This is a genomic window from Levilactobacillus mulengensis (assembly GCF_003946045.1).
GTDB classification, from domain to species: Bacteria; Bacillota; Bacilli; order Lactobacillales; family Lactobacillaceae; genus Levilactobacillus; species Levilactobacillus mulengensis.
In genome coordinates this window covers 26,323-41,605 of sequence record NZ_RHNW01000009.1, presented here as the reverse complement: position 1 = coordinate 41,605, position 15,283 = coordinate 26,323, and the positions used below count along the sequence as shown (strand labels likewise).

Annotated in this window: 13 protein-coding genes; 2 read left to right on the top strand and 11 right to left on the bottom strand. The window is 50.6% G+C overall.

All coding sequences use genetic code 11. The features are described from left to right. Positions 1-472 precede the first annotated feature (472 nt). Together EKM84_RS09140 and EKM84_RS09135 are read right to left on the bottom strand one after the other, a co-directional pair. Positions 473-1,630: an ROK family transcriptional regulator gene (locus EKM84_RS09140; RefSeq protein WP_125765463.1), complete on the bottom strand. Its 1,158-nt coding sequence runs from the start codon at positions 1,628-1,630 to the stop codon at positions 473-475. A gap of 22 nt (positions 1,631-1,652) precedes the next feature. Then, entirely contained in the window at positions 1,653-3,053 is a 1,401-nt protein-coding gene (locus EKM84_RS09135; protein ID WP_125765462.1) for an MFS transporter, read from the bottom strand. A 446-nt stretch (positions 3,054-3,499) separates the two neighbouring features. Here EKM84_RS09135 and yicI point away from each other — a divergent pair, with 446 nt between their 5' ends. Next, positions 3,500-5,788, top strand: a complete 2,289-nt coding sequence (yicI, locus tag EKM84_RS09130) for an alpha-xylosidase (RefSeq protein WP_125765461.1) — start codon at positions 3,500-3,502, stop codon at positions 5,786-5,788. A 202-nt stretch (positions 5,789-5,990) separates the two neighbouring features. After that, positions 5,991-6,254: a hypothetical protein gene (locus tag EKM84_RS09125; RefSeq protein WP_125765460.1), complete on the top strand. Its 264-nt coding sequence runs from the start codon at positions 5,991-5,993 to the stop codon at positions 6,252-6,254. Positions 6,255-6,316: 62 nt separating this feature from the next. Here the strand turns inward: EKM84_RS09125 and EKM84_RS09120 are convergent, their stop codons facing one another. The 9 genes from EKM84_RS09120 to metG all read right to left on the bottom strand — a co-directional run bounded on the left by EKM84_RS09120 (position 6,317) and on the right by metG (position 15,124). Beyond that, positions 6,317-6,784, bottom strand: coding sequence for a uracil-DNA glycosylase family protein (locus tag EKM84_RS09120; RefSeq protein ID WP_318531078.1), 468 nt, complete (start codon positions 6,782-6,784; stop codon positions 6,317-6,319). A 123-nt stretch (positions 6,785-6,907) separates the two neighbouring features. Continuing rightward, the gene (locus EKM84_RS09115; RefSeq protein WP_125765458.1) at positions 6,908-8,071 is read right to left on the bottom strand and encodes an FRG domain-containing protein; all 1,164 of its coding nucleotides are present in this window, start codon (positions 8,069-8,071) and stop codon (positions 6,908-6,910) included. Continuing rightward, positions 8,064-8,630 (bottom strand): ImmA/IrrE family metallo-endopeptidase, encoded by a 567-nt coding sequence (locus EKM84_RS09110; RefSeq protein ID WP_125765457.1) that lies wholly within the window; start codon positions 8,628-8,630, stop codon positions 8,064-8,066. Before EKM84_RS09110 ends, EKM84_RS09115 begins: the two co-directional genes overlap by 8 nt. Before the next feature lie 121 nt (positions 8,631-8,751). Continuing rightward, on the bottom strand, positions 8,752-9,606 hold the full coding sequence (gene ispE / locus EKM84_RS09105; protein WP_125765456.1) for a 4-(cytidine 5'-diphospho)-2-C-methyl-D-erythritol kinase: 855 nt from the start codon (positions 9,604-9,606) through the stop codon (positions 8,752-8,754). 211 nt (positions 9,607-9,817) lie between these two features. After that, positions 9,818-10,057 (bottom strand): Veg family protein, encoded by a 240-nt coding sequence (locus tag EKM84_RS09100; protein ID WP_125765455.1) that lies wholly within the window; start codon positions 10,055-10,057, stop codon positions 9,818-9,820. 99 nt (positions 10,058-10,156) lie between these two features. Then, positions 10,157-11,044, bottom strand: a complete 888-nt coding sequence (gene rsmA / locus EKM84_RS09095) for a 16S rRNA (adenine(1518)-N(6)/adenine(1519)-N(6))-dimethyltransferase RsmA (protein ID WP_125765522.1) — start codon at positions 11,042-11,044, stop codon at positions 10,157-10,159. A 2-nt stretch (positions 11,045-11,046) separates the two neighbouring features. Then, positions 11,047-11,610 carry a ribonuclease M5 gene (gene rnmV / locus EKM84_RS09090; RefSeq protein ID WP_125765454.1) on the bottom strand — a complete coding sequence of 188 codons (564 nt, stop codon included), beginning with the start codon at positions 11,608-11,610 and terminating at the stop codon, positions 11,047-11,049. After that, positions 11,597-12,376, bottom strand: a complete 780-nt coding sequence (locus EKM84_RS09085; protein WP_125765453.1) for a TatD family hydrolase — start codon at positions 12,374-12,376, stop codon at positions 11,597-11,599. The genes rnmV and EKM84_RS09085 overlap by 14 nt, the downstream gene beginning before the upstream one ends. 711 nt (positions 12,377-13,087) lie before the next feature. After that, positions 13,088-15,124 carry a methionine--tRNA ligase gene (metG, locus tag EKM84_RS09080; protein ID WP_125765452.1) on the bottom strand — a complete coding sequence of 679 codons (2,037 nt, stop codon included), beginning with the start codon at positions 15,122-15,124 and terminating at the stop codon, positions 13,088-13,090. Between the last annotated feature and the right edge of the window lie 159 nt (positions 15,125-15,283).

Below are 15,283 nucleotides of genomic sequence, written 5' to 3'. Positions count from 1 at the left end.
ACGGGCTTTCGGCTTCAAACCGAGCTGGAGGACCGCCCCGCAGGCCGCAAGCGCTCCCCACAGAAGGCGGAGTACCCAGAGGCCGCAGGCGTCAAGTCATTCACAACCCAATCTCCAAACTAGTGAAGCCAAGAACCAGCCAGACTGGTTTGTTGGGCCCCGAACCCCTAGACTGGTCGGGCCACAACCAAGAGCCGCAGGCAGCTGGGGACGCAGTCTTCTGTGTCGATGGTGTTAGTCCGGGGTGAACTTCCCCGGGCTTACACCATGGGACGTGTTTGGAGACGGCGATTTCCCGGCTTCAAACCGAGCTGGAGGACCGCCCCGCAGGCCGCAAGCGCTCCCCACAGAAGGCGGAGTCCCCAGAGGCCGTAGGCGGCAAATCACATACAACCCCATCCCCAAACCAGTCTAAAAAAGAAAAGTGGCCCAGCAAACCCAAGGAATGAGCTTGCGGACCACTTTGCTGGTTCTAATGGTGAAAAATCAGCCGCGTGCCGGGCATTGCCAGCACCTCATGAATCGCCAAGGAAGCGCCGCCCAGTAAGGTGGCATACTTCACATCCTTAGACATCACCAGTGGTGGGACCAATGGCATAAAGCTCAATTTCATCTGAATGTTTTTTAAAATTTCTGGTAGTTGTTCAACCAACGGTGAGTTGAAGAAAATCATCTGTGGATCGTAGGCGACAATCAAGTCGCTGGTCACGATGGCCAGGTGGTAGCACAGCTCCTCAAGTAGTCCAGAAATCTCCGGATCGTTTTGATTGGCCGCCGCGACTAACTCGGTCAAGGTGAACTGCTCAACGCCCTTGATTTGGGCCGCCTTCTTGAGCAAAGCCGTTTCCGACCACTCCTCATCGAAGCTTGGCAGCTGGGCTAAGCGCTGGCGTTTCCGCCCCGTGTCCTGAATCATGATGTGACCGACTTCACCAGCGCGCCCGTAATTTCCTCGGTAGAGCTGCTTGTTGACCAGGATGCCGGCCCCGATACCCTCATGAATACTGATGGCAACGATGCTCTGCAGTTCCTGCTTACTGAAGTCCTGTTCGAAAACGGCGGCCAGATTGGCTTCGTTTTCCAAGATGATGGGCACGTGGTAGCGGCGCTTAAAGTAGCCGACCAGGTCGAAATCAGCGAAATCCACGAAGGGCGACGTCACGATTTCATTTTCATAAACGACCCCGAAGATGGCGATGGAGATGGCTTGAAGACCGTTCTCCGCCTTGAAACTCGGCAATTGACCGATCATATCGACCATCTTCGCCACAATTTCCTTTACGGCAAGGTGACTAATGGGACTTTCGTTGTATTCCAGGGCCCGCCCATCCAGCTGGGTCACCAGCATTTCCAGCTTTTCACCGGAAATACTGAAGTTGATGACATAGCCGTAAGTGGCGTTAAAGGCCACCAACTCGGCACGGCGGCCACTCCCCTGATTGGAGGTAGCTTCGCCCTGACTCAGAACTAATTTGCGGTCGCTAAACGTGCCCACGATGTCTGACACCGAGACCTTATTTAACCCTAACAATTTAGAAATTTCTGACCGCGAAATCGGTCCGTGATTCACGATGGTCTGCAGGACAGACCTTTCGTTGTGATCACGCATCACGTCCTTGTTAATAATCATGCCGTTCACTCACTTTATCTAGTTATTCGCCGTCCTCTGCGTTTTCACGGGCGTGCTTTTCTGCTAACTCACTTTGCATTTGTTTTTCAATGCCGTCAACGTGGTAGAACATCAAAGCAATCCCGGAAAGTGCGAAGCCCAACAGGGGAACCCAAATGTAGTTCAATTCGATTCCGCGTAAGGCCGCAGCCGATTGCGTATGGTTGGCAACGTAGCCACTCCCGGTCAAAATCCAACCGGTGATGACCCCACCAATCCCCATACCTAATTTAGCACTAAAACTAGAGAAAGAGGTAACAATTCCTTCAGCGCGGACGCCGTTCTTCCATTCTCCGTAGTCCACAGCATCGGCTAACATCACGGCAATCAGACCGGAAACGTACCCAGTCCCCAGGTAACCGACGATGGTGGCAAAGATAATCATTGGCACACTCAGATGCGTGGCACCCAGGCTCAAAAGTAATTGCCCCACCACGGCGAGAATCATCCCACCAAGCATCGTGTTCCGTTTACCAATCATTTTGGACGTCCATGGCGTTAAGACCACGGCGACCAGCGCAACCATTTGTAGACTCAACACGAAGGAAGCCAATTTGGCATCGTGCATGTTGTACTTAAAGAAGTAAACCGTGACTTGTGACCGCGTCTGCATCCCCATCCAGTAGATGAAATTAATGAAGATGATGATGGCCCAAGGCCAGTTACGCTTCAAGGCCTTCAGAGATTCCTTGATTGGAATGGATTGTCGAGAACTCTTGGTTTGGACCCGTTCCGTCGTGTTCTTGAAGACGAATCCAAAGATGATAACCACAATGATACCGACAATCAAGGCCCAGATGAACCAGCCGCGGGCACTCGTGGTTGACCCGTGGCCGAAGAAGGCAACCATGGTCAGCGTGATCCCGGTAATAATGGTGGCACCGGCCGTCCCCATGAATTGCCAAATCGTGGATAACGTGACCCGTTCTTGAGGATTGCTGGTTAATGATGGCAAAATCGAAGTAATCGGAATGTTAACGGCTGAGTACAGCACGTCGACCCCGATGTAAGTCACGTAGGCCCAGACCAATTTCCAGGTCAGGCTCATATTGGGCGTGGTGAAGACTAACACACAGAACACCGCAAACGGTATCGAGAACCATAACCAGTACGGTCGGCTCTTCCCCCACTTGGTATGCGTGTGGTCGATCATGATTCCCCAGAATGGCCCATCAAAGGCATCCACGATTCGGGCGACCAGAAACAACGTCCCCACTGCCGCGGCACTGATACCAAACGTATCCGTGTAGAAAATCATTAAGTACGTCCCGACCATTTGGAAGGACAGGTTGCAGGCAAAGTCACTAAAGCTATAGGCAATTCGTTCGTTCCACGGCACCATGTTCTTCTCGGCGACCGCGACTTTAGGAGCATTTTCACTCATAAGTACACACCTCATTATTTGGTTGAATCAATTGTCTTGCGTTTGAATCGTCGGCATTCAAGGAAATTCAATTTTCAAATCACAGTTTACTGTAACCGTTTTCACTTGTCAACGACAAATTTACGGGTTGAACGACTTTGGGGGTGAATACGGTGGGTAAAAGCCTGGTAGGGTCTAGTTAAATGGTCAATTCTTAAATTTTTAGGTAATTGGCCTAGGACTGTTATCAATTCGGTTAGGCCTGATGTAGCCGTTTTGTTATAATTGGTCAGCGCAACCGGTTGGCAATTTATCGCCCACTTTTTCTTACCTCTATAGGCAGTCCGCCACACTCAGCCAGGATAAATTCTCTTTGTGAAAGCGTTGACATTTTGTAAAATTCCCCGTACACTGTTGGTGTCGATTAAGAAATTCAATTTTCTAAAAAATCTAAGAGGTGTTTATCCATGAAGTTTACGAATGGCTATTGGTTAGATCGGCCACAATATCAGATTGACTCACCACGAGAAGTTTTCGATTACCAGCAGACGGACCGGCAGTTAACCCTGTACGCCCCCTTCAAATTCATCAACGAACGTGGCGATGAACTGAACTTGGGGATGAGTACGATTGACCTGACCTCCCCGATTGAAGGTGTGATTGGCGTGAAGCTGACCCACTTCGATCAGGATACGCAGGGACCTTCCTACCACATTACCGATCAGAACCCGGACGTGGCCATCACTACGGGTGACAACGAGCTGACCTTTACCACAGGCGGACTGACCGCTCGCATCCCCTTTAAGCAAGCCTTCCAATTAGACTTCTTACATGGTGATCACCTATTAACGCAGTCACTGGACAAGGCCCAAGGCGTGATTCACGACAAGGACACCAACCTGGACTACATGCGTGAACAGCTGAACGTTGGCGTAGACGACAAGGTTTACGGTCTCGGCGAACGCTTCGGTAACTTCATCAAGAACGGCCAAGAAGTCCGCATCGATAACCAAGATGGTGGCACGGCCTCTGAACAATCTTACAAGAACATCCCCTTCTACTTAACGGATGCCGGCTACGGGGTCTTCGTGGACCAACCACAACCCGTCGACTTTGAAATCACTTCCGAAAACGTTGACCGCGTGCAATTTAGTACCGAGGGCCAATCCTTACAATACTACGTGATCTACGGCCCAACACCCCAAGAGATTCTGCACCGTTACACGGAATTGACCGGTAAGACCCAGCTGCCACCCGCTTGGTCATTTGGCCTTTGGCTGACGACCTCCTTCACCACTGATTACAGTGAAGAAACCGTCATGAAGTTCATTGATGGCATGAAGGACCACGACATTCCGCTGGACGTTTTCCACTTTGACTGCTTCTGGCAAAAGGGGTTCGAGTGGTCCAACATGGAATGGGACCGCGATGAGTTCCCCGACCCTGAAGGCTTGATCAAGAAGATTCATGATCGCGGCATCAAGGTCTGTGTCTGGATCAACCCCTACATCGCCCAAAAGGGGAAGATGTTTGAAGAGGGCAAGAAGAACGGTTACTTCGTCAAACGCGAGAATGGCAACATTTGGCAATGGGATCTCTGGCAAGCCGGCAACGCCTTCGTCGACTTCACCAACCCCGCCGCCGTTAAATGGTACCAAGACAAGCTCCAAGCGCTGATTGACATGGGCGTAGACTGCTTCAAGACCGACTTTGGCGAACGGATTCCGGTAGACGACGCGGTCTTCTTCGACGGCTCCGACCCCAAGCGCGAACATAACTACTACACCCTGCAATACAACCAGGCCGTTTACGACACGATTGTCGCTGCCAAGGGTGAAGATGAAGCGGTCGTCTTTGCCCGCTCTGCCACGGTTGGTTCACAGAAGTTCCCCGTTCACTGGGGTGGTGACGCACTGTCGACCTTTAAGAATATGGCCGACACCTTACACGGTGGGCTGTCCTTCCTGAGTTCCGGCTTCGCCTTCTGGAGCCACGATATTGGTGGGTTCGAAGACGGTCCCGACACGCCAACCGCCGACCTGTACAAGCGGTGGACCCAATTTGGCCTGCTATCTTCTCACAGTCGGTACCACGGTAGCAATGTTTACCGAGTGCCTTGGAACTTCGATGACGAAGCCGTTGAAAATACACGGAAGTTCGTGAATCTCAAGTTATCCCTGATGCCTTACCTGTACACCCAGGCCGCCCACAACACGGCTTACGGCAATCCCCTGATGCGGCCAATGTGGTTCGACTTTACCGAAGACCTCACCGCCCACACCCTGGATAACCAGTACATGTTGGGGAGCCAAATCCTGGTTGCCCCCGTCTTCAACCATGAAGGCCACGTCAACCTCTACCTGCCAGCCGGCAAGTGGACCAGCATTATTGACGACAGCGAAGTTTACGACGTCACTGATGGCAAATGGTTCAGCAAGGACTACAGCGAGTTAGACCTCCCTGTTCTGGCCCGGGAAAACACGATTCTGTTGCGCAATCCTCAGGCCGTTCACGCCGACTATGACTTCACCAAGGATCTTGACATCCACCTCTACGACATGCACGAAGGCACCACGACCGTTGCGGTTGTCGACCAAAAAGGCCAGGATGCGGGAAAGGTCACCGTTGACCGTCACGGCAACGAACTGGTTGTGACCACGACCGGTTTGACGGGTTCAGCCACCGTACACGTTCACGAAAATGGCCACGTCACCCAAGCTGCCCTCACTGGCAACACGGTGACTGTGACGCTCTAAGTTACGTTTTTACCAAAAATCCCCACACTACCAGCGACCCGAGAGTCGTTAGTGGTACGGGAATTTTTTAGTTGCGCGGGGGTCCTTTACTGACCGTTGCTCCCACTGATCATTGACTAGTCTTCGGCGGCATAATAGGCATAGCTAACAATAGCTTTAGCTAATTGCGGCTTGTGCGCGTAAGGAAAGGAACGTGAGTACGATGCACCTCCGACACCAGTACCATCATAGTCTGGTTCTCATCAGCCTCCTCGCTGGCGTGTTTCTTCTGAGCAAACTAATGATCCTCCAATTCGCCCTGCCAAACACGTTTACAACGACCGTCGTGATGATTTTTGATTTTGTCTTGCTTGTCGGTGTTTACCTGGTCGACCGTCTACGCCGCCAAGTTTCTTTGACGAAACGCGACCGACTCCTATACGGCGGCATCCTGGTTTGGATTATTTTGGCTAGCGTGACTTTCTAGCGCTTCACCTAAAAAGGAGGTGTCCAGGACAAATGCCCAGACACCTCCTTTGCTAACAAATTTTATGAGATAATCTCACCAACACGGGTCTGCAATTCCGGCACCACCGACTCTACAAACCACGGGTGTTGGTGCATCCAGCCATAATTTAGCGGTGACGGATGGACCAGTGGGAAAAACGCTGGCAAATAATCCGCATAGTGCTCGACCGTTGCCGTCAACGTCTTCTCGCGTTTGGGGAGATAGTATTTCTGGGCATACTGACCAATCAACAGGGTCAGCTTGATGTTAGGCATCAACGCCAGAAGCGGCGCATGCCACTTGTCCGCAAAGCCCTTGCGTGGCGGCAGGTCGCCCCCGTGTACGTGCTTGCCCGGATAGTAAAAGTCCAGGGGCAACACGGCCAATTTACCGGAATTGTAAAATTGGTCCTTGGTGACGCCCATCCAGTCCCGTAGCCGATTCCCACTGGCGTCATCCCAAAAGGTCATGGACGCCTGCGCTTGCCGGCTGGGCGCCTGACTAACCAACAGGATTTCCGCCTGGGGGTCAACGTGGTAAAGTGGCAGAATCCCTTGCTGGGTAAACTGCTGGTTGGCCGGATCATCCTGAATGGCTTGAAAAATCTCCTCTGCATTGATGGCTCTTCGCTCCTAACGATTTAATCTTTCTGTTGGCTCAATATTTCGCTGTTGCAAATACGAAATGTATTTATCGAAATCGGGAAAAAGATTTTTCTCCAAGTAAAAATACTCACGTAACTTATGACTAATATCTCGACTCAGCAAATAACTCAATCTATCCTTAATCAATTCCGGACTTTTTTCACGAATTTCCGTAATCATTTTAATATTTTCAGCTAGCTGATTCTGCATGGCGACCGTCGAAGCCTCAGCCTTCTTCTCAGATTCCTTTAGAAATCTCGCTAAACCCGTGAACTCTATCTGTTGCTTCTGTAATGCTTCACTAACACCACTCATATCGTAATCTAGTCTAATCTTCAGTCTCGGGATTTTTTGAATATTGGTTACTCGAATGTCATTCAAATAATCATAATCAAAAAAGGGCCCCTTTTGAGCTTTAATGCGTTTATTACGGTCATTTTTGACGACGGCAACGAAAATATTAGACTCAGCATGTTTTTCTTCATCGATGCAGTACATGTCAAACGAACTGTAATGCCAATGTTTAGCCGTCTCAAATCCCAAAACCATAAACTGTAACGCAATAAATGGATTCTGCGTAATATCCAGCAGACTTGTTCGCATACCATAATGCTGGAGCATCGCTAATTGTTCAGCACGCGCCTCCGCCTGACTTTCAGCGTAAGGAATATAACTCAAAATATCAGGATACTCCTTAGCAATGTCATTATAAATCCTATCGTATGAACTAATGAAAGACTTTTTGGTGTTCCCCCGGAATAAGCTGGGGATCAACGGCCAATCATCAAACTGGCCTCTGAAGTAATTAAAATATCCTTCACTTCTATCCTGAACTAACTTTTGAATTAGTTCCTTGTACAAGTAAAAGATATGCCAATTCTCAATTTTTCCATGCGCTAGGTCTTGGTTGATCGCTTCTACAGTTTGGGCGACTTGCTCAAATGCGGCTTCTGGATCAGTGTTCGGGCAATAAACTAGTTTCTCAATATGATAATGATCAAAATCACCATATTGTGCTAAATTAGTTAGCGCATTTTGATTATCGCTTGTTTCCCGTAAGTCCGGTTTCACAACAATTTTAATTTCAGCCTCAGTGAAGAGCGGAATATCCTTTAAACGCGTTTGAACCTCATCATATATTTCCTTAGTCATCCCTCTTCACAAACATTCTGACGTTCTGAAGACGATAAGTCATGGTCTCCTCAGATACCGCCAACTCTTGAGAAATGATTTTAGTCACTTCACCAACTTGCTGCTTGGTTAACCCAGCGTCATCTAACCCAAGTCGGTTGATTGTTTCATTCACTAATTTCACCAATAACTTTCTAGGCATTAATAAAGTCGCTGCAAAGTTATTCGCCGCCATCTCATTACTTTTCTCTAAGACACTTTCATAAGAACCGAGGGCAGTTGAACGTAGCGAAATCCCGTGATGGCCTAAAACATCATGACCAATTTCATGGGCAATTGTAAATCGATTGCGTGTGTCAGGATGATTTTGGTTAATTTTAATCGTTTGATTAGCTTCGTCAAACTCCCCAGAATGGTTATCTGGTAAATGAACATAATTGAGTTTAATGCCAAGTAATTCCGCAATTTTTTTTAAATCAATGTACGGAGAAGAGGGAAGCAATAATAATTGACCAAAGCCGTCAGCGTTTTCACCAAACTGACTGATAAAATCAGATGAATATATTTCTTTGAGTTTCATGACTAGCTTCGCCTCCTTAGCATTCAATATAGCACACGTAAGTTACCAGGCCTAAACAAAATAGCCCGTACTAAACGACCATCAATTCACTTAAAAAAGAAACAACTAATCCCTAAAGCAACTAAGGCAACGGCCGCACCAAATACACTTCACGACAGAACCCTTTCATGCCGTTAAAGACCCGTTGGGCCCGTGATTGCTTGCTGCACAGACCAAAGACCGTGGGCCCCGTGCCACTCATTTGCGCGGCATCGGCGCCGAACTTCATCATCTGTTGCTTCAACTGGGTGATTTCGGGGTAGCGGTGCGCTGTGAGCGGTTCCAAGGCATTGCCCATGACGGCACACATCCCGTCGATATCCTGGTCCCGGACGGCTCGCAGCAGCGCCTCAATGTCTGGGTGTTCCAGGTTGTCGTAACGAATCTGCTGCAAAATCGTCGGCGTGGAAACACTCACCTTGGGCTTGGCCAAAACGACCCAGGCCGCCGGTAGCTTGGACAGCGGGGTGATTCGCTCGCCCCGCCCGCGGACGTGGGCCGTCCGTCCGTAAACGCAGTACGGCACGTCCGAGTCAATCTGGAGACCCAGCTCGGCCAGTTCCTGCCAGCTTAGGCCCAACGACCAGGCCTGATTCAGTCCGCGTAGGACCGCAGCGGCATCCGATGATCCACCACCCAAACCGGCCGCTACCGGAATATTTTTCTTGATGCGAATATTGACCCCCTCATCAATGTGGTAGTTTGTTTGCAGCAAATGGGCGGCCTGAAAGGCTAGGTTCCGCTGATCATTTGGTAAAAAGCCGCTATCCGAGGCGACCCGGATGCGTTTGTGCTTGGTTAATGTTTGAATTTCGACATAGTCGGCCAAGTCCACGGACGTCATGACCATGTTCCACTCCTCCGCCCCATCCTGATGGTGGTACGGGGTGTCAAGCCCGAGGTTTATCTTAGCTGGCGCCTTTTCAATCAGTTGCATGTGCTCACCTGAATTCTACTAGGTAGGTTGCCTACCGTTCTCGTAATTCTAATTAAGCCTATTATACTATGGTTTTAGCCAAAATAAAAAGCGTGTGTCAAAAGCCAGGTAGTTAGCGGGATTAAGCGCCACTACCGGCCTTGACACACGCTTCACGGTCAGGTCAGTCTGTCAAAAAATTGGGCAAAATAAAAAGGCCTAATTGGCCCAATTATTGTTCATCAAAGTCAACTTCGATGTTTTTAGTTAAAATATCGGTATAGCTGTATGAAACCCGTTCGAACGAATTTTCGTTTTGGTCTAAATCCACCACGAAAACGGCTGGATAGGTTTCCCGAAGAATTCCATGCCGCTCTGTCGTTTTCTTACGACCGGCCTGGGCAATCACCATCAACTTTTCGCCGATACGATCGTCCAGTTTGTTCTTAATGTTCGCTAAACTTGTTGGCATGCACTTCACCTCTGTGAAACAATTATAGCACCGTTTCACAGAAATTGCAAATTATACCACAACAGCCATCAAACCGCAAGAATCCACAGTTGGTAAGGGTTACATAAGCCCTTCATTGTGGAAAGCGTTCGTCAATTCAATGAAATTTACCAGCGTTAAGCGTTCTGGCCGTAGCTGACGCGAAATTCCGGTTTGATTTAAGACAACTTCAATTCGTTCGCGGACTTCCGGTTGCTTGCCGAAGATGCCTTGCAAATTGTTCCACAAGGATTTCCGCCGGTGGGCAAAGCATCCCTTAACAAAACTAAACAGGGCTTTGTCTTCGTACGGATTAACTGGTAGCGGCTCCCGCGGCGTTAAGCGAATGATTGCGGAGTCAACATTCGGTTGTGGAATGAAGGCCGTGCGCGGCACGCTAAAGGCAACCTCAACGTGCGCCCGGTACTGCATGACCACGGACAAGGACCCGTAAGCCTTCGTCCCCGGCTCTGCCACCAGCCGGTCGGCCACTTCGGCCTGCATCATGACCACGATAGCATCGAAATCGACCGTGCTTTGGAGCACGCCCATCAGGATGGGGGTCGTGATGTAGTATGGCAGGTTGGCAACCAGCTTCAGGGGATGGCCCGGTTCAAATTCAGCCGCCACGACCTCTGGCAAATTAGCCTTCAGGATATCCTGGTTGATGACCTTGACGTTGTCGTAATCCATCAACGTCTCGTCCAGGACTGGCAACAGGTTTTCATCAATTTCAAAGGCCACGACCTTGTGGGCCCGCTTGGCAATCTGTTCCGTCAGGGCACCGATCCCAGGGCCAATTTCAATGACGTTGTCCTGGTCGGTGACATCCCCAGCGGCCACAATGTTCCGCAAGATATTCAGGTCGGACAGGAAGTTCTGTCCCAGACTCTTCTTCGCCACCAGATGGTACCGGTTCAGAATCGCCTTAGTCCGGGCTGGTGACCCAATTTCGGGTACTTCATTCATCATTATTTATCCTCCTTTGCGCGCACCTGCTTGAGGGCGGCCGCAAAATCAGCCGGCTGAATCCCAAACATCCGCAGTCGTTTCTCGAGCTGCTTTCCATTCACGTAGCCAATCTGTAACAGTTCGCCCAGCTGCTCCCGCCGTTCCTTGGCCCCCGCGCCACCAATCAGGCCAGCGGCCATCAAGTCTTCGTGGGTAATCAGGGTTGGCGCAGCGGTCGTTTCCGTGTAAACGTGATCCAGTGCCGCCCGAATGGCTTCTGGACTGGCATGCTCTACGCCTAATGAGCCACCGGCCTTGTCCGGACGCCCTTCCTTCTTGGGGAGAAAGGCATGCTTGGCATTGGGCACCGCCTCGGCCACAATTTTTCGAATCTTTTCCCCAGAAAAATCCGGATCGGTGAAAATAATAATGCCCCGTTGGTCCGCTAATTTTTGAATCAAGGCTAACGTGTCCTCATCAATCGCGGAGCCCCGGGTCTCAATGGTGTCGGCGTTGACTGCACGATTGATTTGTTTGGTATCATCTTTGCCCTCAACGACGAGGACCTCTTTAATCTTTTTCATTAATTTTGTAAAACTCCTCTGCGTTCTTAAACGTGGCAGCCGCAATTTCTTCCGGCGTGGTCGCGCGTTCCTTAGCAATGGCTTCGACCGTGTAGCGGGTGAAGCCAGGCTCGTTCTGCTCGCCGCGGTGCGGTTCCGGCGTCAGGTAAGGGGCGTCGGTCTCGACCATCATGACATCCAGTGGCGTCGCGCGAACGGCGTCGTGGACCTCGTGGGCGTTCTTGAAGCTAGCAACGCCAGAATACGAGATGTGCATCCCCAAGTCAAGGAACTTCTTCAGCCACTCGGGGTCACCGTTAAAACTGTGCATGACGCCCCCGATTTCGCTGATGTCGGCATCCTTAATGATTTGGTAGGTGTCTTCAAAGGCATCCCGGTTGTGCACGGCGATGGGCTTGCCCACTTCCTTGGCAATCGCAATCTGCCGGGCAAAGACTTTCCGCTGAACATCCCGGGGCGACGTGTCCCAGTGATAGTCCAACCCAATTTCACCCAGCGCAACGACCCGGTCATCGGCGAGCTGTTCTTCCAACAACTTTTCAGCCGCAGCGTCGTAGTTCTTAGAATCTTCGGGGTGCCAACCAACGGCGGCGTACAGCTGCGGATACTGGTGGGCCAACTTGATGGCGTCAGCGTTCAGCTGCGTGTTCGACCCAATATTGGTCATCTTGACGACACCCAAATCGGCAGCCCGCTTCAAGAAGCCAGGCACATCGTTGATGAACTCTTCGCTGTTCAAATGTGTATGTGAATCAAAGATTTTCATCGTCATTCTCCTTTACCTTAGTTTGATTTAGTAAACGAACAAAACGCAGCCGGCGTCTCATCGATCCGCCGCCCACGTTTTGGTTATGGTTTTATTTTGTTTGTGTGAAGTGTTACCCCTACTGGCTACCGGTGTTACTGCCACCAGCCCACAGACTATATGCAGTTATGCTGAGCTGGCAATACCATCAGCCATTGCCAACACCTATGTCAGTGAGCTACGGGTTAACACTATGTCAGCCGTAGGGCTGGTGAAAATGGGCCACGCAGTCAATGTTAGTGACCAGAGGCGGGCCAAAGTGACCAGCTGTGTCGATGGTCTTAGCTGAGCGATTTTCTCAGCTTAGCCCATGGGACAACCTTTGCGACCGCTTTTCAGGCGCAAAGTTGAGGTGGAAGCCCACTTCACAGGCTGGAATACCTAACACTCCACAAGCTATGTGTGGCATGCTAACAATACCATCCGCCATTGCCAACACCTACGTCAGTGAGCTACGGGTTAACACCATGTCAGCCGCAGGGCTGGTGAAAATGGGCTCAGCCGTGGGAGTTGCCTTAGCGGTTTACCGCTTAGGCAACTGCTATCTTTGAGACTCGTTTCTCAGAGGCTCAAAGTAAGTCTGAAGACCGCTTCTCAGGCTTCAGACGCGCGCCCACAGCGCCACGGCCCATTTTCACCAGCCCGGAGGCGCGGCGCAGCAGAAGGTAACCCCTAGCTGACGTCGGAACCGTTGACCATGGAGCTTGGCAGGGTCAATAACTCGACTTGGCCGTCATGTTCAGCGGACAACAACATCCCCTGACTGACTTCCCCACGCATCTTCCGTGGCTTCAAGTTGGCCACAATCACGACCTTCTTGCCCACTAATTCTTGTGGTTCTGGATACCATTCGGCAATCCCAGATAAGATCTGGCGGTTCCCTTGGTCCCCAGCGTCCAGCTGGAACTTCAGCAGTTTGTCGGCCCCTTTAACGTGGTCGACCGCCTTGATTTCAGCGACCCGCAGTTCAATCTTTTCAAATTTATCGAAGCGAATCTCTGGCTTGTTCAGCGTCAGGTCTTCAGCAACGTCGGCCTGAGCGGCTTCTTGTTGCGCTTGGGCCTTCGCTGCCATGGCGGCCCGACCCTTGGTCTTTTCAGACTTGGTCATCTGGCCTTGGATGAAGTCCACTTCTTCTTGCACGTCGATCCGAGGGAAAATTGGGGTCCCCTTGGCAACGACCTGCTTACCAGCTGGTAAGTCGGCCAACTTGAGGTCGGTCATGGTCAGCGTGGCTGGATCTAAGCCTAATTGGGCAAAGATTTCCTTTGGCGCATGAGTCATGACCGGGCTGATCAGCGTGGCAATGACCCGTAAGCTGGCAGCTAAGTGGGCCATCACAGCGGCCAAGTCATCTGCCTTGCTGTCGTCCTTGGCTAAGTTCCAAGGTTCCGTTTCGTCAATGTATTTGTTGGTCCGGGAAACCAGTTTCCAGATTTCAGCCAGGGCATCGGCAAAGTGCATCTTGTCCATTAAGTCATGGTAGTTGGCGATAACCGTCTCGGCCGTGGCTTCGAGGTCCTTATCAAAGGCCGTCACGCCAGCCTTGAATTCGGGCAGCTTGCCGTCTTCGTACTTGTTGATCATGGCAACGGTCCGGTTCAACAGGTTCCCCAGGTCGTTGGCCAAATCATAGTTCAACCGGTCCACGAAGTCTTCGGGCGTAAAGGTCCCGTCGTTTCCGTAAGGCATGGCGCGCATCAGGTAGTACCGCAGCGCATCCAAGCCGTACCGGTCGACCAAGGTTTCGGGGTAAATGACATTCCCCTTAGACTTGGACATCTTGCCGTCCTTCATTAATAACCAGCCGTGAGCAAACAATTCGTCTGGGGCTTCGATACCCAAGGCGTGCAACACGATTGGCCAGTAAATAGAGTGGAACCGCACGATTTCCTTACCCACCATTTGGACGTTGGCAGGCCAGAACTTCTTGAAGAGACCGTCGTCATCGCTGGCGTAGCCTAAAGCGGTGATATAGTTGAGCAAGGCATCGATCCACACGTAAACCACGTGCTTAGGATTGCTCTTGACCGGCACCCCCCAGGTGAAGGTCGTCCGGGAAACGGCGAGGTCTTCCAGGCCTGGTTTAATGAAGTTGTTGATCATTTCCGTCATCCGAGATTCTGGTTGGATGAAGTGGGGATGGCTGTGGTAGAAGTCTAACAGCCAGTCCGCGTACTTGCTCATCTTGAAGAAGTACGATTGTTCCTTAACCAGGGAAACTTCGTGGCCAGAAGGCGCCTTCCCACCGATGACCTTACCATTGTCATCATGGTAAACTTCGGCGAGCTGCGTTTCGGTAAAGTATTCTTCGTCATCCTCGGAGTACCAACCTTCGTATTCACCCAGGTAAATGTCGCCCTGCTTCAACAGGCGTTCAAAAACTTCCTGAACGGCGGCCACGTGTTCCTTGTCGGTCGTCCGGATAAATTTATCGTTAGAGATCTCCAGCGTCTTCCAGAGTTCCTTGATGCCTTTAGCCATGCCATCCACGTATTCTTGGGGCGTTTGGCCTTGTGATTGAGCCTTGTCTTCGATCTTCAGACCATGTTCGTCGGTCCCGGTCAAAAAGAAAACGTCGTAACCGTTGCTACGCTTGTAACGTGCAACCGTGTCACACGCAATCGTGGTGTAAGAGTTCCCGATATGTAACCGCCCAGATGGGTAGTAGATCGGTGTTGTAATGTAAAAACTTGGTTTGTCTGCCATAAAATAAAAGCCTTCCCTCGCTCTAAATTATTCCGTTATTATCGGGTTAAAATTCATGATAAATTCTAATCAAGTATAGCATAAACCCCGGTTTAGCCATAGCGCTAACCCAGGATTTTGTGGTGAAACTAGCCACTGAAAAAAGACAAAAGTACCCAA

Coding starts and splice junctions, on each gene's coding strand:
- EKM84_RS09115 (WP_125765458.1), bottom strand. CDS start 8,071: ATGACTAAGGAAATATATGATGAGGTTCAAACGCGTTTAAAGGATATT.
- rsmA (WP_125765522.1), bottom strand. CDS start 11,044: ATGAATGAAGTACCCGAAATTGGGTCACCAGCCCGGACTAAGGCGATT.
- metG (WP_125765452.1), bottom strand. CDS start 15,124: ATGGCAGACAAACCAAGTTTTTACATTACAACACCGATCTACTACCCA.
- EKM84_RS09100 (WP_125765455.1), bottom strand. CDS start 10,057: ATGCCAACAAGTTTAGCGAACATTAAGAACAAACTGGACGATCGTATC.
- EKM84_RS09085 (WP_125765453.1), bottom strand. CDS start 12,376: ATGAAAATCTTTGATTCACATACACATTTGAACAGCGAAGAGTTCATC.
- yicI (WP_125765461.1), top strand. CDS start 3,500: ATGAAGTTTACGAATGGCTATTGGTTAGATCGGCCACAATATCAGATT.
- EKM84_RS09135 (WP_125765462.1), bottom strand. CDS start 3,053: ATGAGTGAAAATGCTCCTAAAGTCGCGGTCGCCGAGAAGAACATGGTG.
- EKM84_RS09140 (WP_125765463.1), bottom strand. CDS start 1,630: ATGATTATTAACAAGGACGTGATGCGTGATCACAACGAAAGGTCTGTC.
- EKM84_RS09110 (WP_125765457.1), bottom strand. CDS start 8,630: ATGAAACTCAAAGAAATATATTCATCTGATTTTATCAGTCAGTTTGGT.
- rnmV (WP_125765454.1), bottom strand. CDS start 11,610: ATGAAAAAGATTAAAGAGGTCCTCGTCGTTGAGGGCAAAGATGATACC.
- EKM84_RS09125 (WP_125765460.1), top strand. CDS start 5,991: ATGCACCTCCGACACCAGTACCATCATAGTCTGGTTCTCATCAGCCTC.
- ispE (WP_125765456.1), bottom strand. CDS start 9,606: ATGCAACTGATTGAAAAGGCGCCAGCTAAGATAAACCTCGGGCTTGAC.